The organism is Streptomyces sp. NBC_01508, assembly GCF_045040315.1.
GTDB lineage: Bacteria > Actinomycetota > Actinomycetes > Streptomycetales > Streptomycetaceae > Streptomyces.
Genome location: NZ_CP109419.1, coordinates 5,639,943 through 5,657,157, shown reverse-complemented (window position 1 = coordinate 5,657,157; position 17,215 = coordinate 5,639,943). Strand labels below are relative to the sequence as shown.

15 protein-coding genes are annotated in these 17,215 nt (G+C 70.9%); 8 read left to right on the top strand and 7 right to left on the bottom strand.

Features of this window, described 5'->3' with window-relative positions; translation table 11 throughout:
- Positions 1–4: 4 nt before the first annotated feature.
- Positions 5–1,321, bottom strand: coding sequence for a M6 family metalloprotease domain-containing protein (locus OG700_RS26335; RefSeq protein ID WP_405621989.1), 1,317 nt, complete (start codon positions 1,319–1,321; stop codon positions 5–7).
- Between the two features lie 309 nt (positions 1,322–1,630).
- Between OG700_RS26335 and OG700_RS26330 the strand changes: the two genes are divergently transcribed.
- A complete protein-coding gene (locus OG700_RS26330; protein ID WP_405617635.1) occupies positions 1,631–3,568 on the top strand; it encodes a putative bifunctional diguanylate cyclase/phosphodiesterase in 1,938 nt (645 codons plus the stop codon).
- A 265-nt stretch (positions 3,569–3,833) separates the two neighbouring features.
- On the opposite strand, the gene OG700_RS26325 is transcribed toward OG700_RS26330, so the two are convergent.
- The 3 genes from OG700_RS26325 to OG700_RS26315 form a co-directional block, all read right to left on the bottom strand.
- Positions 3,834–4,895 (bottom strand): LLM class flavin-dependent oxidoreductase, encoded by a 1,062-nt coding sequence (locus OG700_RS26325; RefSeq protein WP_405617633.1) that lies wholly within the window; start codon positions 4,893–4,895, stop codon positions 3,834–3,836.
- Between the two features lie 155 nt (positions 4,896–5,050).
- Complete coding sequence (locus OG700_RS26320) at positions 5,051–5,770, bottom strand: decarboxylase (RefSeq protein WP_405617631.1); 720 nt, start codon at positions 5,768–5,770, stop codon at positions 5,051–5,053.
- The gene (locus tag OG700_RS26315) at positions 5,767–6,720 is read right to left on the bottom strand and encodes a decarboxylase (RefSeq protein WP_405617629.1); all 954 of its coding nucleotides are present in this window, start codon (positions 6,718–6,720) and stop codon (positions 5,767–5,769) included. The genes OG700_RS26320 and OG700_RS26315 overlap by 4 nt, the downstream gene beginning before the upstream one ends.
- Before the next feature lie 130 nt (positions 6,721–6,850).
- On the opposite strand from OG700_RS26315, the gene OG700_RS26310 reads away from it, so the two are divergent.
- Together OG700_RS26310 and OG700_RS26305 are read left to right on the top strand one after the other, a co-directional pair.
- Positions 6,851–7,801 carry a D-2-hydroxyacid dehydrogenase gene (locus tag OG700_RS26310; protein ID WP_405617627.1) on the top strand — a complete coding sequence of 317 codons (951 nt, stop codon included), beginning with the start codon at positions 6,851–6,853 and terminating at the stop codon, positions 7,799–7,801.
- Complete coding sequence (locus OG700_RS26305) at positions 7,794–9,203, top strand: amidase (RefSeq protein WP_405617625.1); 1,410 nt, start codon at positions 7,794–7,796, stop codon at positions 9,201–9,203. The genes OG700_RS26310 and OG700_RS26305 overlap by 8 nt, the downstream gene beginning before the upstream one ends.
- Positions 9,204–9,312: 109 nt before the next feature.
- On the opposite strand, the gene OG700_RS26300 is transcribed toward OG700_RS26305, so the two are convergent.
- Entirely contained in the window at positions 9,313–9,813 is a 501-nt protein-coding gene (locus OG700_RS26300) for a DUF3830 family protein (RefSeq protein WP_405617623.1), read from the bottom strand.
- Between the two features lie 173 nt (positions 9,814–9,986).
- Between OG700_RS26300 and ehuB the strand changes: the two genes are divergently transcribed.
- The 5 genes from ehuB to OG700_RS26275 all read left to right on the top strand — a co-directional run bounded on the left by ehuB (position 9,987) and on the right by OG700_RS26275 (position 14,142).
- Entirely contained in the window at positions 9,987–10,919 is a 933-nt protein-coding gene (gene ehuB, locus OG700_RS26295; protein ID WP_405617621.1) for an ectoine/hydroxyectoine ABC transporter substrate-binding protein EhuB, read from the top strand.
- Positions 10,916–11,665: an ectoine/hydroxyectoine ABC transporter permease subunit EhuC gene (gene ehuC, locus OG700_RS26290; RefSeq protein ID WP_405617619.1), complete on the top strand. Its 750-nt coding sequence runs from the start codon at positions 10,916–10,918 to the stop codon at positions 11,663–11,665. The genes ehuB and ehuC overlap by 4 nt, the downstream gene beginning before the upstream one ends.
- Entirely contained in the window at positions 11,665–12,315 is a 651-nt protein-coding gene (gene ehuD / locus OG700_RS26285) for an ectoine/hydroxyectoine ABC transporter permease subunit EhuD (RefSeq protein WP_405617617.1), read from the top strand. The genes ehuC and ehuD overlap by 1 nt, the downstream gene beginning before the upstream one ends.
- The gene (gene ehuA, locus OG700_RS26280; protein ID WP_405617615.1) at positions 12,305–13,129 is read left to right on the top strand and encodes an ectoine/hydroxyectoine ABC transporter ATP-binding protein EhuA; all 825 of its coding nucleotides are present in this window, start codon (positions 12,305–12,307) and stop codon (positions 13,127–13,129) included. The genes ehuD and ehuA overlap by 11 nt, the downstream gene beginning before the upstream one ends.
- Before the next feature lie 254 nt (positions 13,130–13,383).
- On the top strand, positions 13,384–14,142 hold the full coding sequence (locus OG700_RS26275) for an IclR family transcriptional regulator (RefSeq protein WP_405617612.1): 759 nt from the start codon (positions 13,384–13,386) through the stop codon (positions 14,140–14,142).
- Between the two features lie 198 nt (positions 14,143–14,340).
- On the opposite strand, the gene OG700_RS26270 is transcribed toward OG700_RS26275, so the two are convergent.
- Together OG700_RS26270 and OG700_RS26265 are read right to left on the bottom strand one after the other, a co-directional pair.
- Positions 14,341–14,934, bottom strand: a complete 594-nt coding sequence (locus OG700_RS26270) for a lytic polysaccharide monooxygenase (RefSeq protein ID WP_405617609.1) — start codon at positions 14,932–14,934, stop codon at positions 14,341–14,343.
- A 151-nt stretch (positions 14,935–15,085) separates the two neighbouring features.
- Positions 15,086–17,206, bottom strand: coding sequence for an SPFH domain-containing protein (locus OG700_RS26265; RefSeq protein ID WP_405617607.1), 2,121 nt, complete (start codon positions 17,204–17,206; stop codon positions 15,086–15,088).
- Positions 17,207–17,215 lie beyond the last annotated feature (9 nt).

The window sequence follows — 17,215 nt, the reverse complement described above, 5'->3', positions numbered from 1 at the left end:
TGTTTCACGCACCCGCCCGCACGTCCGCCCGTACCTCCGCGACCGCTCCCGCCCCTGTCGTCACCTTGACCGTCCACGCTCCCGTCCGCGTACGGTCGGCCACCTCCACCCTCGTGCCCTCCCCCGGCACCGTGAACGTCTCCCCGACCCCCAAGGGCGCGTCCGCCAGCGGCGGGTAGACCGACTGGTCCCAGCAGGCCTCGCTGTCCGGGTGCGCGTCCACCACCTCGATGGGGCCGTCGCCGGACTCCGCCTCGCCCCGCACCCGGTAGATCAGTACGCCCTCGGTGCAGGTGGTCGCGTCGTTCCCGGTCGAGCCGCGCGCCTCGATCGCCAGGACCGAGTGCGCGCCGGTCCTGACCACCGCGAGCCGGGTCCCGGCGCTCGCGCCGACCGGGGGTGTGGCGTCCAGCGGTTCCAGGGTGAGCATGCTGCTGCCCGTGGGCTTCACACAGCTCACCTGCCGCCGTTCGAGCCAGCCCAGTTTCCACTTGTGCCAGCCGAACAGGTCCGGCGCCAGGCCGAATTGACTGCCCATCACATCCCAGTCGCCGACGTGGGTGTCCCAGTCGCCCTTGCCGTCGGTCGGCCGGTGGTAGAGGTCGGGCAGGTCGAAGACGTGCCCGGTCTCGTGGGCCAGCACGTTGCGGTCCGGCGGGTGCCGCTCGAAGACGGTGACGACACGCTTGATGTCCGTGCCGTCCGCGCTCATGGGGTGATCGAAGTTGACCACCTTCGTCGCGTCGGAGTCCACGCCGGGCGCGTCCGGGTCGGCGACCAGATAGACGATGTCGTACCGCGAGAAGTCGATCAACGGATCGGCGACCGCCAGCGCGTCCCGCAGATACGCCGTACGCATCGACGGCTCCCAGTCGCGCTTTATGGCGTAGTCGGTGGAGGCCCGCGGCATCTCGACCCACTGGAGCCGGGGATGCGGGCGCAGCGCGAATTTCCCGTACGAGGCCCGCTCGAAGAACCTGCTGGTCGCGGGGAAGTGGTCGGCCACCAGCTCGGCGGGCCCGGTCCGCGGCGCCGCGTCGGGGAAGGACAGGAAGACCATGACCGCGTCGAGGGTCCTGGCCGGGCGCGGGTAGGAGGCGTTCCAGGTGTCGAGGCCGAGCGAGTGGTGCGCGGTGGTACGCGGCAGGGCGCACGGCCCGGCGGAGTTGGCGGCCACGGCGGGGCCGGCCACCAGTGACGTGGCGGCGACCGCGACGAGCGAGGTGAAGGCCGCAGCCGTTCTGCGCAGGCGCGGCCGGTCCACTCCCCCGGGTGTCGGGCGACGCTCCACGTAGACCTCCGGCTGCGGAATGCGGGACAGCTCACCCACCTTGTGTCTTTTTGTAGCGTTACGCCCTGTTCCGCTGGCCCAGTTGGGTGAGCGGGCCGACACCCCCGACACACACTCCACGGATCACCGAAAGTCACAACCGATCAGGACGGAGACAGGTCGCGCCACAGACGAGCAGAAACGATCGTCCGGCCACCTGGCGTCGACTTCGCGCCCCCGGGTTCACCACGGGGGAGCTGGAACGGCCGACCGGCCTGCCTCTATGATCGGCACACTTTCCTGCGCCGATCATCCCGAATCACACCCCTGTACGACACCACTGCACTGCGGGAGCGAGCCGTGAGCGGAACCTCCGAAGGGCCCCAGCCTGCGGCAGTCGCGGCGCCCCACTCCGCCACGCCGTCAGTCACCGAGTGTCACGCTCTGGCCATACAGGACGACCGGTACCACGCGCGCCCCGATCACCCCCTCCTCGACCCCGAGGCGCGCGACCACCAGCAGCAACAGCAACAGCAGAGACAGCAGAAGCAGCACGACCAGCAAGAGCACCGCCGGCGGCAGGAACAGCGCGACTACCGCGCCGCCTTCAACGCGGCCCAGCTCCCCATGGCCGTCGTGGACCGGCGCGGCACCGTCGTCACCGCCAACGACGCCCTCGCCGAACTGGTCGGCACCGCACGCGCCTCGCTGCGCGACCGCGCCGCCGCCGACCTGGTCGACCTCGCCTCCGACGACCGGACCTGGCACGCGTACCAGGAAGTGCTGCGCGGCCGTCGCTCCCGCTTCCGCTGCACCCGCCGCCTCAAGCACCCCGACGGCCGCGCGCTGTGGGCCGAGGTCACCGTCGCGCCCCTGCCCGACGGCGGCAGCGTCCTGCTCTCCCTCACGGACATCAGCGAGCGGCGCGAACTCCAGGCCAGGCTCCGCCATCTCCAGATGCACGACCCGGTGACCCGGCTGCCCAACCGCACGCTGTTCTTCGAGCGGCTGTCGACCGCGCTCGAATCGTCGTACGACCATGGCAGAACAGGGCGGATCGGTCTCTGCTATCTGGATCTGGACGGCTTCAAGGCCGTCAACGACACCCTCGGGCACCGCGTCGGGGACCGGCTGCTCGCCGCCGTCGCGGGCCGGCTCACCGAGTGCGCCGCCACGGACGGCCACAGCCGCGGCGGCAGCCACCTCGTCGCGCGCCTCGGCGGCGACGAGTTCGCGATCCTGGTCGAGGACTCGTCCGGTACGGAACAGCTCGCCGACCTCGCCCGCGCCGTACTCGCCGCGCTCCAGCTCCCGTTCGACCTGGCCGGGCAGCGGCTCTCCGTCTCGGCGTCCATCGGCGTGGTCGAACGGACCGCCGACGGCACGACACCCACCGGTCTGATGCAGGTCGCCGACACCACGCTCTACTGGGCGAAGGCGGACGGCAAGGCGCGCTGGACCCTCTTCGACCCGGAGCGCAACGCGCACCGGATGACCCGCCAGGCGCTGGCGTCCACGCTGCGCCCGGCCGTCGAGCGCGAGGAGTTCGTCCTCCAGTACCAGCCGCTGGTGGGGATGGCGGACGGAGTCGTACGGGGCGTGGAGGCGCTGGTGCGCTGGAACCACCCGCAGTTCGGCATCCTCGCGCCCAACCGCTTCATCGGGATCGCGGAGGAGGACGGCTCGATCGTGCAGCTCGGGCGGTGGGTGCTGCGTACGGCCTGTCTCCAGGCCCGTCAGTGGCAGCGGGACCACCCGGCGGACCGGCCGCTGTTCGTGAGCGTCAACGTCGCCGTACGGCAGGTCTGGGACTCCGACCTGGTGGCGGACGTGGCCGCGATCCTCGCCGAGACGGGGCTGGCGCCGCATCTGCTGCAACTGGAGCTGACCGAGTCCGCGGTGATGGGCTCGGCGGGCCGCCCCCTCCAGGCGCTCCAGGCACTGAGTGACATGGGCGTGCGCATCGCCATCGACGACTTCGGCACCGGCTACTCGAACCTGGCCTATCTGAGCCGGCTGCCCGTCTCCGTACTGAAGCTGGACGGCTCCTTCGTCCGCGGCTTCCGTTACGACGAGGGCGTCCACCCCAATCCGGCGGACGAGACGATCGTCGAGACGCTGGTCCATCTCGCGCACCGGCTCGGCCTCACGGTCACGGCGGAGTGCGTGGAGACGGCGGGCCAGGCCGCGCGGCTGCGCCGGATCGGGTGCGACACCGGGCAGGGCTGGCTGTACTCGCGAGCGGTGGCGCCGGAGCGGATCGCGGAGATGATCGGGGTCAGACCGCTCAAGGTCTGAGCCGCGCGCCCGCAGACCGCCCGCCGTCAGCGGCTGACGCGGAAGGTGCGGCGGTACGCGTCGGGCGTCGCGCCCAGCGCCCGGTGGAAGTACCGGCGCGGCCCGCCCCCCGAGCCGAGTTCTGGACGCCGCCGGCGGCGTTCCTCGTCACGGCGGTGGTGGCGGCGCTGACACCGCACGTCCGGCCGCGGGTCCCGGTCACGGAAGCCTCGGGGACACCGGGGACACCGAGGACACCTGGAACGCCGCCACCCACCGCCGTCGGTCAGGCGGGCAGGCCGTAGGCATCGGCGATCAGACCGTAGCTGCGCAGCCGCGCGTCGCCGCCGTGGGCGTTGGCGGTGAGCATCAACTCGTCGGCGCCGGTGCGCTTGTGGAGGTCGTCCAGTCCGGCGCGCACGGCGTCCGGGGTGCCGTGCACGATGTTCGCCAGCCAGCCGTCCACGAATTCCCGCTCCTGCGGGCTGAAGCGGTACGCCTGAGCCTCGTCGGGCGTCGGGACGAGGCCGGGGCGCCCGGTGCGCAGGCGCAGCATCGACAGCGCGCCGGTCAGCACCTGGCGGCGGGCCTCGTTCTCGTCCTCGGCGGCGAGGGCGGCGACGCCGATCAGCGCGTACGGGGCGTCGAGCACGGCGGACGGCCGGAAGGACTCGCGGTAGAGGTCCAGCGCGGGGATGGTGTTCTGCGCCGAGAAGTGGTGCGCGAAGGCGAACGGCAGCCCGAGCCTGGCGGCGAGCTGGGCGCTGAACCCGGAGGAGCCGAGGAGCCACAGCGGCGGCCGGGCGGCGGGGCCCTGGACGGGGCCGGGTACGGCGTGGATCCGGGCGTACGGGTGCCCGTCCGGGAAGTCGTCGTCCAGGAAGCGGGTCAGCTCGGCGAGCTGCTGCGGGAACTCGTCGGCGCCCTCGCCCGGCCGGTCGGTACGGCGCAGCGCGGCGGCCGTGGCCCCGTCGGTGCCGGGCGCCCGGCCGAGCCCGAGGTCGACCCGCCCGGGAGCGAGGGCCTCCAGGGTGCCGAACTGCTCGGCGATGACGAGCGGCGCGTGGTTGGGCAGCATGACGCCGCCCGAACCGAGCCGGATGCGCTCGGTGTGGGCGGCGAGATGGGCCAGGATCACAGCGGGCGACGAGGAGGCGACGCCGGGCATCGAGTGGTGCTCGGCGACCCAGTGCCGGTGGTAGCCCCGGCGCTCGCCGAGCTTGGCGATCTCGACGCTGGTCCGCAGGGCCTGCCGCGCGGTGCTCCCGCTGCCGACGGTGACCAGATCCAGCACGGACAGCGGCACGGGCGCGCTGCCCTGCGCGGTGCCTCGAATTGCGTCAACCACCGGTGCGAGCCCTTCTGAGCGGGATGTAGGTACAGCCCGGATCAACAGGAGGTCGGCTCCGTTTTATTCCCGCCGGACCGGGTTCCGCCCTCCGGTCCACCGGGCGGGCTCGACAGGCCCGCCCGCCGGACCGAGGGCACCACCCGGTCGCGGGCTCAGACCCGGGTCGCGAACAGCTTCCCCAGCTTCGGGGCCCACGCCCGCCGCTCCACCAGCCGCAGGCCCTCCCAGACCGTCACCTGGTTCGCGGTGAGGACCGGTTTGCCCCGGGTCTCCTCCAGCTCCGGGAGGTACGCCGCCGTGTGCAGCGCCGTGTCCGGCAGGAGGACCACCTCCGCGTCCGGGTGGTCGCCCTCGCGGGCCAGGGCGAGTACTTCGTCCCGGCCCCAGGTGCCGACCTCGGCCGCCGTGATGATGCCGCTGCCCCGGGTGGAGACCACCTCGACGCCCGCCGACTTCAGGAAGGCGGTGAAGTAGCCCGCGACGTCCTCGGGGTAGGTCGCGGCGACCGCGACCCGCTTCGCGCCCAGCGCCTGGACCGCGTGCGCGAAGGCGAAGGACGTGCTCGAAGCCGGCAGCCCCGCCTCCAGCGCCAGTTTGCGGGCCTGCTCGTGCGCGCCCTCCCAGCCGTACACGAAGCTGCCGCTCGTACACGCCCAGACCACGGACTCGGCGCCCGCCATCCGCAGCTCCTCGACGCCGTCCGCCAGCCGCCGCGCCGAGCCCATTTCCAGGAGCGCGTCGACCCGGTGGGCGTCCTCGCCGATGTCGGTGTGGACGAGGGGCAGTCTGATGTCACTGTCGAAGAGCATCTCCAGACGGGGGTAGTCGTCCTCGGCGGAGTGGCCGGGGTAGAGAAGTCCGACGGTCGTCATGTCCACCCTTCCTGTTCCTCGGTCGGAGCGTCCGGCTGGGAGGGCTGCGCCCACTCGCCGGGCTGGACCGGCTGAATGTCCCGCATCTGCTGGACCGGTTCCATCCGCTCCATCTCCGCGATGCCGGGGATGTCGCCGATCCCGGAAATCTCCGGGATCTCGTGGATCTCAGGGATTTCTCCCATCCCCTCCAGCGTAGGCACGTGGCGCACCGGAGGCGGGTCGAGCAGCAGGCCCTGGTACGGGCCGACCGCGTGCGCGCCGATTCTGCGCAGCGCCGCCCACATCGTGACCTGGTTCGCCGACAGCACCGGCATCCTCAGCTCGGCCTCCAACTGCGGGATCGCGTCGTACGTCGGCAGGTTCGTACAGCTGATGAACAGCGCGTCGGCCGCACCGACGACGGCCTGCCGCGCCATGTCCACGACCGACCGGTACGGCACCTTCCAGATGTGCCGGGTCAGCCCCAGAAAGGCGCGACCCGTGACAGTTACCCCGGCCTCCGCCAGGTACTCCTCCAGTGACTCGGTGACCGACTCCGTATAGGGCGTGACCAGCGCGATCCGTCTCGCGCCCAGCTCTTCGAGCGCCTCCAGCAGCGCGCCCGACGTGGTGAGCGAGGGGACCTCGCCCGCTCTGTCCATCGCCTCGCACATGGCCCGCTCGCCGCCGATACCGCCGACGAAGCTGCCCGATGTGCAGGCGTACGCGATCACTTCCGGTTCGGACGCGCCCAGGGCCCGCACCGCCTCTCCGAGGGTCTCGTGCTCACTCACGAGCCTGGCCAGGTCCAGCGACACCTCGACGGGGACGTACGGGGTCCTCGTCAGGCGCAGCGAGATCTCGTCAGGCATCCAACGCCAGAGTTCGCGGTCGAGAGCGAAATCGAATGGGGCGACCACACCGACACCACGCTGCGGCTGTGGCCCGCCCAGAAAGGAGACATCCATCGCACGGCCCCCTTTGGCTGTTGTTGACGACGGTAGGAGCTGAATGCGAGCGTGGTCAATCCGCACAGGAAATACGTTGCACCGAATTTTCCTCGGGGAAATCCCCGCCCCGCTCAGAAGGGCTCTCCCGATGGCCGAACCGACCCTTCTCGTCCTGGGTTCCGACCCGCCGCCGCGCCTCGGCCGGCTGACCGGCCGGGCCCGGATCATGTACGCGGACGACTCCTCGCTCGCCGCTCAACTCCCTCTGGCCGACGTTTTGTTGGCTTGGGACTTCACCTCCGACGCGATCCGGCTGGCCTGGCCGGGGGACGGCCCGCGGCCGGGCTGGGTGCACACGGCCAGCGCCGGCGTGGACCGGCTGCTCTGCCCCGAGTTGATCAACTCCGAAACACTGGTCACGAACGCCCGCGGCATCTTCGAGGAGCCCATTGCCGAATACGTGGCAAGTCTTGTCCTTGCCATGGCCAAGGATCTGCCGGGAACGCTCGAACTCCAGCGTCAGCGGCGCTGGCGCCACCGCGAGGGGCTGCGGGTCGCCGGCAGCCACGCGACCGTCGTCGGCGCGGGTCCGATCGGCCGGGCGGTCGCCGGGACCCTGAAGGCGCTCGGCGTGACGGTGGCGGTCACCGGCCGCACCGCGCGCCCGGGAATCCACGGCGCCGACCAGTTGGACCGGCTGCTGACCCGCTCCGACTGGGTGATCTGCGCGGCGCCGCTCACCGAGAGCACGCGCGGCATGTTCGACGCGCGGCGCTTCGGTCTGATGCAGCCGTCGGCGCGCTTCATCAATGTGGGGCGCGGTGCGCTGGTCGACGAGGACGCGCTGGTGGACGCCGTGTCCAAGCGCTGGATCGCGGGCGCCGCCCTCGATGTCTTCGAGGCGGAGCCGCTCGATCCGCAGAGCCGGCTGTGGGACGTGCCGGGCCTGATCGTGTCGCCGCACATGAGCGGTGACACCGTCGGCTGGCGCGACCGACTGGGCGAGCAGTTCGTCGGGCTTTACGACATCTGGGCGTCCGGGAAGCCACTGCCTCACGTGGTGGACAAGAAACGTGGGTACGTCCCCATGCATGACTGAGACCATGTTCCTCACCGATCTCACCGCACGACAGCTGCTGGCCGGCTACGAGAAGGGCGACTTCTCGCCGGTCGACGCGGTGCGCGCCGCGCTGGACCGGATCGAGGCGGTCGAACCCCTCGTCAACGCCTTCGTCCGGGTGAACGCCGACGAGGCGCTGGCCGCCGCGGAGGCGTCGACCGGCCGGTGGCACAGAAAGGAGCCGCAGGGGCTGCTCGACGGGGTCCCCGTCTCCGTGAAGGACATGTTCCTCCAGCGCGGCGGGCCGACCCTGCGCGGTACGCGGACCATCGACCCGGCCGGTCCCTGGCCGGACGACGCGCCCGCCGTGGCGCGGCTGCGCGAGCACGGCGCGGTCCTCATCGGCAAGACGACGACGCCGGAGTTCGGCTGGAAGGGCGTGACGGACTCGCCGCTGAGCGGGGTGACCCGTAATCCGTACGACCTGTCCCGGACGGCCGGCGGGTCGAGCGGCGGCAGCGCGGCGGCGGTCGCGCTCGGCGCGGGTCCGCTGTCGATCGGCACCGACGGCGGCGGCTCGGTCCGGATCCCCGCGTCGTTCTGCGGCATCTTCGGGCTCAAACCCACCTACGGGCGCATCCCGCTCTTCCCGTCCAGCGCGTTCGGCACGCTGGCGCACGCCGGTCCGATGGCGCGCGACGCCGCCGACGCGGCGCTGCTGCTCGACGTCGTCAGCGGCGCGGACTGGCGCGACTGGTCGCAGCTCGCCCCGGCACCGGGTGTCACCGCCGCCCTGCCGGAGGGCGTCGCGGGGCTGCGGATCGCGTACTCGCCGTCGTTCGGCGGCCAGGTGGCCGTGCGGCCCTCGGTCGCGGCGGCGGTACGGCGCGGGGTGGGGCGGCTCGCCGAGCTGGGCGCGTACATCGAGGAGGCCGACCCGGACATCTCGGACCCGGTGGAGGCGTTCCACACGCTGTGGTTCACGGGCGCGGCGCGGGTGACGCAGTCGCTGAACGAGGAGCAGCGCGCGCTGCTCGACCCGGGGCTGCGGGAGATCGTGGCGACGGGGTCGCGGGCGAGCGCGCTGGACTATCTGGCGGCCGTGGACGCGCGGATGGAGCTGGGCAGGCGGCTCGGCCGGTTCCACGAGACGTACGACCTGCTGGTCACGCCCACACTGCCGATCACCGCCTTCGAGGCGGGCGTCGAGACCCCGAAGGGCTCGGGTCACCGCCGCTGGACCGGGTGGACCCCGTTCACGTACCCCTTCAACCTGACCCAGCAGCCCGCGGCGACGGTGCCGTGCGGGGTGGACGAGGACGGGCTGCCGATCGGCCTCCAACTGGTCGGCGCGCGCCACGCGGACGCGCTGGTGATGCGGGCGGCACACGCGCTCCACGAGTCGGGCGCGACGTCGCTCCCGGCGCCGACCGGCGCGTAGGCCTTGTGCTCGGCCTTGTGCTCGGCCTTGTCCGCAATCGCCGGACGGGCTCTTTTTGAGCCCGTCCGGCGATTGCGGACGGACCGGCCCGCCGGGCGGACCCCCGCGCTCAGGCCCGCCGGAAGTTCAGCGTCTCGCCGACCGCGCCGGCCCGCCACAGGTCCTGGCACGCCGCCGCCATCTCGTCCAGCCCTTCCACCACCGAGCCCCAGACGATCCCGGGAACCCATCCCGTATCGCCGTTGATCAGCAGGTTGTTGCGCTCGTAGAACAGCGCGAGGTCGACGACGGTGCGCCGCCCCCGGTGGGCGGCCTGCTCCTCGTAGCCGTACGACGTGGTGCCCAGCACCGTGTCCGAGAAGGTGAAATAGCACAGATCGCCCGGAATGGGGGTGACCGTTGGGTTCTCCAGCGGCGGCTCCTGCGCGGCGAATCCGGGCATCAGCGCGTAGATCTCGTTGCGCGCGTACTTCGCGTGGTAGACGTCACCGCCCAGCGGCAGCGCGTCCCACACCGCGGCGCAGGTGATCGGGGCCAGGTCGTCGAGGAGCTTGGCGGTGCAGCGCACACCGCGCCTGTCCAGGGACACTTCGATGAAGCGGTCGCTCATAGGTTCTTCGCGCCCTTCTCGTCGGTTCGGTTCAGCCTGTGTCCGGCCATGAATACCCGCCCCGGCCGTGCGAATGCCGGGCCGGAGGGAGCCGCCTCCGCGCGGGTAACGATAGGCATGTCGGTCCGAAAATGATCCGCATACCCTCGGCCGATCCGGGTAGCCGCGCGCCTATGGCTCCACTACAGGGGAACACCACAGGAAACACCGGGATCACAGGAAGAGGGCTCCGGCGCCGTTCGCTGCTCGCTGGTGCCGCGGCACTCGGCGTCGCGGGGGCGGTCGGAGCCGCGAGCGGATGCAGCCGCGTGGCCACCGCCGACGCCGGGGACGGGGGGACCCTCCTGGACCAGTTGCGCGCCAAGGGGACCGTACGCCTCGGGCTGGCCGGTGAGCAGCCGTACAGCTACATCGGCAAGGACGGTGAGATGACGGGCTCCGCCCCGGCCATCGCGACCCGCGTCTTCAAGGAGCTGGGCGTGGACAGTGTCCAGCCCTTCGCCACCGAGTTCGGTTCGCTGATCACCGGACTGAACTCGCTCCAGTTCGATGTGGTCGCCGCCGGGATGTACATCAACCCGGAACGCTGCGAGCAGGTCATCTTCGCGGACCCCGAATATCAGATGCTCGACGCGTTCATCGTGAAGAAGGGGAACCCGAAGAACCTCAACAGCTACAAGGACATCGCCGAGGCCGGCGCCAGGATGGCGACCGGCGTCGGCTACGCGGAGATCGGCTACGCGCAGGAGGCCGGGGTCAAGAGCATCACGACCCTGCCCGACCAGCTGGCCGGGCTGCTCGCCGTCGAGCAGGGCCGCGTCGATGTCTTCGCCGGTACGGCGGTGACGGTGTTCAACGTCATCAAGGAGGCCGAGAGCACGCGGGCCGAGGCGACCAAGGAGGTCACACCGATCGTCGACGGCAAGCCCGTCATCGACGTCGGCGGCTTCGCCTTCCGCTCACCGGAGACCAACCTGCGCGACGCCTTCAACCGCGAGCTGCACAAGCTCAAGAAGAGCGGTGAACTCCTGGAGATCATGCGGCCCTTCGGCTTCACGAAGGACCAGATGACGACCATCACGGCGAAGGAGAAGTGCGCGCCATGAGTGAAATCACCTGGGGCCTGTGGAAACTTCTCCTCGAAGGTGTCTGGATCACCGTCCAGTTGACGGTCTTCAGCGCCGCGCTGGCCGCCGTGGTAGCGCTGGTCGTCGGGCTCGCACGTTCTCACCGGCTGTGGATCGTGCGCTTCATATCCGGGGCCTACTTCGAGATATTCCGCGGCACATCCGCGCTGATCCTGATGTTCTGGATCTTCTTCGTGCTCCCGCTGGGCTTCGGCTGGCAGCTCGTCCCGCTGTGGGCGGCGACGCTGGCGCTCGGGCTCACGTACGGGGCGTACGGCTCCGAGGTCGTCCGCGGCGCGGTGCAGGCCGTGGCCCCGGCCCAGCGCGAGGCGGGGATCGCACTGAGCTTCACGCCCGCCCAGCAGTTGCGGAAGATCGTCCTGCCGCAGGCCTGGCCGGAGATGATCCCGCCGTTCAACAACCTGCTGATCGAGCTGCTCAAGGGCACGGCACTGGTCTCCATCATGGGCGTGGCCGACATCGCCTTCGGTGCGTCGCTGGTGCGCAACGCGACGGGGCAGAGCGCGCCCGTCTACACGATCATCCTGCTGATGTACTTCGTGCTCGCCTTCGTGCTGACGCGCGGTATGCGCGTCCTCGAACGGCAGGCGAAGGCCGGGATCGGCCAGCGCCCCGAGAAGAAGTCACGGTGGGCCGGGCGCAAGGCCACGGCCCCCCGGCAGAAGCGGGACGCCGTTACGGCCACCGCGGGAGGTGAGCGCTGATGCAGTGGAACTGGTCCGCGGTCGGCGACTTCATGCCGATGTTCTGGGACGGCCTGCTCATCACGCTCCAGGCGCTGGTCCTGGGCGCGCTGGTCGCCTTCGCGCTCGGTCTCGTCTGGGCGATGGCCCAGCGATCCAGCCTGGCGGTGGTGCGCTGGCCGGTGAACGTCATCACCGAGTTCGTCCGCAACACCCCGCTGCTGGTGCAGCTGTTCTTCCTCTACTACGTGCTCCCCGAGTGGGGTATCACGCTCAGCGCCATGGTCACCGGTGTCGTCGGCCTGGGCCTGCACTACTCGACGTACACCGCCGAGGTCTACCGGGCCGGCATCGACGGCGTCCCGGCCGGCCAGTGGGAGGCGGCCAAGGCGCTCAGTCTGCCGAGGTCCCGCACGTGGGGTGCGGTGATCCTCCCGCAGGCGATCCGCCGCGTCGTGCCCGCGCTGGGCAACTACGTCATCGCGATGCTGAAGGACACGCCGATGCTGTTCGTCATCGGAGTGCTGGAAATGCTCGGCCAGGCACGGCAGTTCGCCTCCGAGACCTTCCTGACCGTCGAGGTCTTCACCGTCGTGGGTGTGGCCTTCATCGTCATCTCCTATCCGGCATCCCTTCTCATGCGAGCATTGGAGCGTCGCCTTGTCCGCTGACAGCACTCCCCTCAACACCTCCAAGGAAACGGCCAATCCCGCCGCCGACGGCAGCGAGCTGATCCGCTTCGACAAGGTCACCAAGCGCTTCGGGGCCAACACGGTCCTGGACTCGCTGGACTTCACGGTCAACTCCGGCAAGCACGTGACGCTGATCGGCGCCTCAGGATCGGGCAAGACGACGATCCTCAGACTCCTGATGACGCTGATCAGGCCGGAGGAGGGCACCATCAAGGTGGCCGGTGACTACCTCACGCACCAGGAGAGGGACGGCAAACTCGTCCCCGCCGGCGAGAGCCACGTCCGTGAGGTACGCAAGAACATCGGCATGGTGTTCCAGCAGTTCAACCTCTTCCCGAACATGAAGGTGCTGCGGAACGTCACCGAGGCGCCGGTGCATGTGCTCGGCCTGTCCAAGGACGAGGCCGACGAGCGGGCCCGCGGCCTGCTCGACCTGGTGGGACTCGGGGACCGCTGCGACGCGTACCCGAGCCAGCTCTCGGGCGGGCAGCAGCAGCGGGTGGCCATCGCGCGGGCGCTCGCGATGCGCCCCCAGGTCCTGCTCCTGGACGAGGTCACCTCGGCGCTCGACCCGGAGCTGGTCGCGGGCGTGCTCGACGTGCTGCGCGACATCGCCCGCACGACGGACATCACGATGCTCTGTGTGACGCACGAGATGAACTTCGCACGCGACATATCCGACGACGTACTGATGTTCGACGCCGGACGGGTCATCGAGTCGGGGCCGCCGGAGAAGATCTTCAGCGATCCGGAGCACGAGCGCACGCGGGAGTTCCTGAGCGCCGTGCTGTAGGCGTACGCCCGGCGCGTTACGGGGGCGCTCACCTCGCCGAATTCGGGGGAATCCGGTCCGGTCGTACGGACCGGATTCCCCCGTTCTCGCGGCCGGTCCCGGCCAGGTTGTGACGCTGGCATATGCCAGCGCGATACGCCCCAGATGGGGCCGCTACCACCGGTCGTCATTCTGCTCAACAGCCGTCCCGGAACGGGCTCTTGACGGCTATCGTGGTAGGGAAGCTTGCGGTCACAACCTGCTAGGGGGAAACCGTGGCGCTGAAGCCAGAGCCAACCGCGCCGTTCCACTCGGTGCACTATGTCCTGCGCGTCCTCGAAACGGTCTCCAAGCACACCGGCGGCGTCACCGACGCCCAGATCGCCCGCGAGACGGGCCTGCCGACCGGCCATCTCGCCCCGCTGTTGGCGATGTTGCGCCGCGAGGGCTATGTGGAGCAGGTCGCGGACGGCGCGTACGTCATGGGCGAATCGCTGGTCCTGCTCGGCTCCGGCAGCACCCGGGAGGAAGCCCTGGAGGCCAAACTCCGGGACACGCTCGCCGAGTTGCGCGACTCGGTCGGTGCGGCGGTCTACATCAGCCGGTACATCGACGGCGAGGTCAGGATCACGCAGTACGCCGACGGGCCGGACGCGCCCGCGGTGAACGAGTGGGTGGACTTCCGCTCGGCGGCGCACGCGAGCGCCATCGGCAAGTGCCTGCTGACCCAGCTCGACCCGAACAGCCGCCGGGACCATCTCTCCCGGCACAAGATCGCCCGCCTCACCTCACGGACCATCACCAGCGAGCGGTTGCTGTTCTCCAGGCTGGACAGCCAGCCGGCGACGGTCCCGACCCTGGACCTCCAGGAGTACGCGGTGGGCACGGTCTGCGCGGCGGTGCCGCTCACGGCGGGTTCGGCGATCGGCTGTCTGGCGCTGTCGATGCCGATCGAGCACGCGCACCGGCTGCGCTCGGCGGCGGACACACTCAACCGGGGTGCCGCGCCGGTGGTGCTCTCGCTGGCCATCTGACCGTCCGGTCCGGCGCGTTCGGGCCGGGAAGGCCGGAGAGTCCGGGAACGCCCAAGACCGGGCCGCGGTACGCGGGTTGCGGCACACACCCCGCGTACGACGGCCCGGCCAGGTCAGCGATGATTCAGACCCTCGCCGGTCACATGCTGATGGAATTGGTACTGGTTGAACTCGTGCGGGTTGAACTCGTTCGGTGGATCAGAACTTGACGTCTGAACAGGCGTAGAACGCGTTGGGCGTGTCCGCGACGTTCCAGACGGCCAGGACGATGTGCTTCCCCGTCTTCTGGGCAGGCATCGTGCCCTGGTGGACGAGCGTGGCCGGCGGCTGCTTGTTGCCGTACGGCACGGTCATGAACGGCTGCGGGTCGAGGGCCGCGCGGGTGAGCGGCTTGGTCGAGTCCCATCCGTTCTTGGTGATGTAGTAGCGGAAGTCGGACGTGGAGTGCCGGGCGGTGAACTGCCAGCGGAAGCTGTAGCCCTGACCGGCCGTGACGTTGGTGGCGGGCCAGTTGCCGCCACGCGGGTCGTCGAGCTGCGCGAACCCACCGTTGCCACCCGCGCAGATCTTTCCGTCGGCGGGACCCGCGGCCGGGAAGCCCTTGAGCCCCTCGACACTCTGCGGCTCGTACTGGATGCCTCCGCATCCGGTGACGGTGCCGTTGGCACACAGCTTCTGGCGGCTGATCGGTGAGTCGGTGTAGCCGTGGCTGCTCGCACTGCCGGTGGCGAGCAGGGACACGCCTGCCACCGCGAGACCGAGTACGGCGGCGCTGATTCTCTTCTTTCGCATGCTCTCGCTCCAGGGACCGTGGGGAGTTCGTGCGGTGACTCTGACTGCGCAATCAGGTCTAGACCAAGTCCCAGAGTATTGACGGACGTTGAGCGTGTCCATAACAACGACCAAGAAAGGTCCAGACCAATCATCGGCGCTTGGACGACGGTCAGTTGCCCTCGTTCAGACCGTGCCTGCCCGTGTAGAACGCGACGGTCAGATCCTTCACCAGCACCTTGCGCTCGTAGTCGTCCAACTCCACCAGCCCCCGCGACGTGAGCCGGTGCACCGTGTCGTCCACCGCGTCCACCACCGATGTCAGCACCGTGTCCCGGTGCCTGGCGTCGATCGCCGCGATCCGGCTGCGCTGCATCGCCGCCGAGATCTCCGGCGCGTACTCGATCCGCGTCGGCTGCGCCGAGAAGACGTCGAGCCCGACAGGCCGGCACTCGGCCGACAGCATCCGGGTCAGCGCCTCGCCGACGACCTCGGCGTTACGCAGCGTCGGCGCGGCCTCGTGGAAGGCGTCGGCGGGCAGTTGGGAGAGCACCCGCGCCATCGCCGCCTCGACCTGCTCGCGCAGATACTCCTCGTGGTCACGCACCCCGAGCGCCGCCCGCACGGTGTCCCTGACCCGCCAGACCACCAGGACGACGACGCGCAGCGCCGTACCGTTCGCGTCGACCGCGGGCATCGGCTCACTGCGCCAGTGCCTCAGCCGTACGTCCACACGCCGGCGCAGCAGCAGCGGGCTGACCCACAGGAGTCCCGTACGGCGCACGCTCCCCCGGTACTCGCCGAACAGCGTCAGCACCCAGGCGTGACCGACCCGGCCGCGGCCGAGCCCGCCGAAGGCGAAGAGCGTGAGCGTCACGGCGACGGTGAGCAGCGCCCACATCCCGATGCCGATGCCGTAGTACGGCTTCGAGGCCAGCCCGAACATGTCGGTCAGCGTCTCGGGCACGGCCCCCACCCACCAGAGCACCGCCACGCAGGAGAGCAGCCCGACGACACCGACGAGCGCCGCGGTCCAGCCGGGCAGCGTGGGACCGGGCCGCTCGACCAGCTTGGTGTCCACGGGAGTCGCGGGCCGCGAGGCCGCGGTGGGTGCCAGCATCGGCGGGGCGACCGGAGTGGGGACGGCCGGCGCACGCCGGACACGCGGGCGTCCGGCCACCGGGCCGAGCGCCGCGCCCTGGGCCGCGCCGTGCGTGTCGTCGTCGCGGAAGAGGAGATGGACGGGGATCTCGTGGGTGGCCTCGCCGACGATCAGCGGGCTCCACCGGTGACTGTCGAAGGTGAGGTCGGCCCGGGTCGGAACGGCGGCGCCGGACCCGGCGCGCACGGAGACGTCCCCCACGGGTGCGGGGATCCCACTCGGCACGACCGGCGCGGTGCCCGGTACCGAGGAAGCGTCGTCGCCCACGCCCTCGTCACGGATCACCGGACCGGCCGGGCCGGTGGCCGGGGCCGGCAGGCCGCCGTCGCCCACGCCCTCGTCGCGGATCCGCAGGTCGTCGTCGACCGGTTCGACCGGTTCGGCCTCCGGCGCCACCTGATCGTCATCGGTCACGGCCGTGCCGACGGCCCCGCCGGCCGGCTCCGTGCCGCCCGCCTCGTCAGCGCCCGTCTCCCCACCCTCCGTGGGCAGCGCCCAGGACTCACCCCGCGAATGCGGTACGTCGGCGGCCTCGCGCACCGACTCCGGCTCCCGCTCGGGGCAGGTCTGCGGGTCGGCGTACGCGGCCAGGGCCGTCCTGGTCCTCGACTCCACGCCGGGCTCGAACCAGGCAGCTTCCGCCCCGGTCCGTACCGGCTCCGTCGCGTCGCCCACCGACCCGGCCACCACCGGTACGGGCTCCAGCTCCGGCTCCGCACCGGACTTGAGCAGCGAAACAGCCGTCTCCGCCGGCAGCTCCACCGACACGAGTTCCGGCTCCGACGCCCACTCCACCACGTCGGCCACCTCGGGCACCGGCCCCCCGTAGCAAGCCTCCGGCCCGAACCCGGTCTCGGGCTCCGTCTCCGTCTCCGTCTCCGTCTCGGTCTCGGTCTCGGTCTCGGGCGGTGGCGCGGGCTCCGTCGGTGGTCCCGCCAGGAGGCGTACGTTCTGGTCCCAGCCGGCCTCGTTCCAGCCGTCCGGGCCTGCCTCCGGGGGCTCGGCCGGGGCTTCGGACTCCGCCGGTCCTCGTGCCGTCAGCGCGTTGCGTGCCGCCGCCCGGAGCGCCGGCGCGCCCCGCAGCATCTGCCCGTCGCCGCTGCCGTTCGGTTGCGATGTCTGTGTGGTCATCCGTGCCTC

What these genes read in the sequence shown, in the direction of transcription:
- OG700_RS26320 (WP_405617631.1), bottom strand. Translation starts at nt 5,770, where the DNA reads ATGACGACCGTCGGACTTCTCTACCCCGGCCACTCCGCCGAGGACGAC.
- OG700_RS26315 (WP_405617629.1), bottom strand. Translation starts at nt 6,720, where the DNA reads ATGGATGTCTCCTTTCTGGGCGGGCCACAGCCGCAGCGTGGTGTCGGT.
- OG700_RS26310 (WP_405617627.1), top strand. Translation starts at nt 6,851, where the DNA reads ATGGCCGAACCGACCCTTCTCGTCCTGGGTTCCGACCCGCCGCCGCGC.
- OG700_RS26305 (WP_405617625.1), top strand. Translation starts at nt 7,794, where the DNA reads ATGACTGAGACCATGTTCCTCACCGATCTCACCGCACGACAGCTGCTG.
- OG700_RS26300 (WP_405617623.1), bottom strand. Translation starts at nt 9,813, where the DNA reads ATGAGCGACCGCTTCATCGAAGTGTCCCTGGACAGGCGCGGTGTGCGC.
- ehuB (WP_405617621.1), top strand. Translation starts at nt 9,987, where the DNA reads ATGGCTCCACTACAGGGGAACACCACAGGAAACACCGGGATCACAGGA.
- ehuC (WP_405617619.1), top strand. Translation starts at nt 10,916, where the DNA reads ATGAGTGAAATCACCTGGGGCCTGTGGAAACTTCTCCTCGAAGGTGTC.
- ehuD (WP_405617617.1), top strand. Translation starts at nt 11,665, where the DNA reads ATGCAGTGGAACTGGTCCGCGGTCGGCGACTTCATGCCGATGTTCTGG.
- OG700_RS26270 (WP_405617609.1), bottom strand. Translation starts at nt 14,934, where the DNA reads ATGCGAAAGAAGAGAATCAGCGCCGCCGTACTCGGTCTCGCGGTGGCA.
- OG700_RS26265 (WP_405617607.1), bottom strand. Translation starts at nt 17,206, where the DNA reads ATGACCACACAGACATCGCAACCGAACGGCAGCGGCGACGGGCAGATG.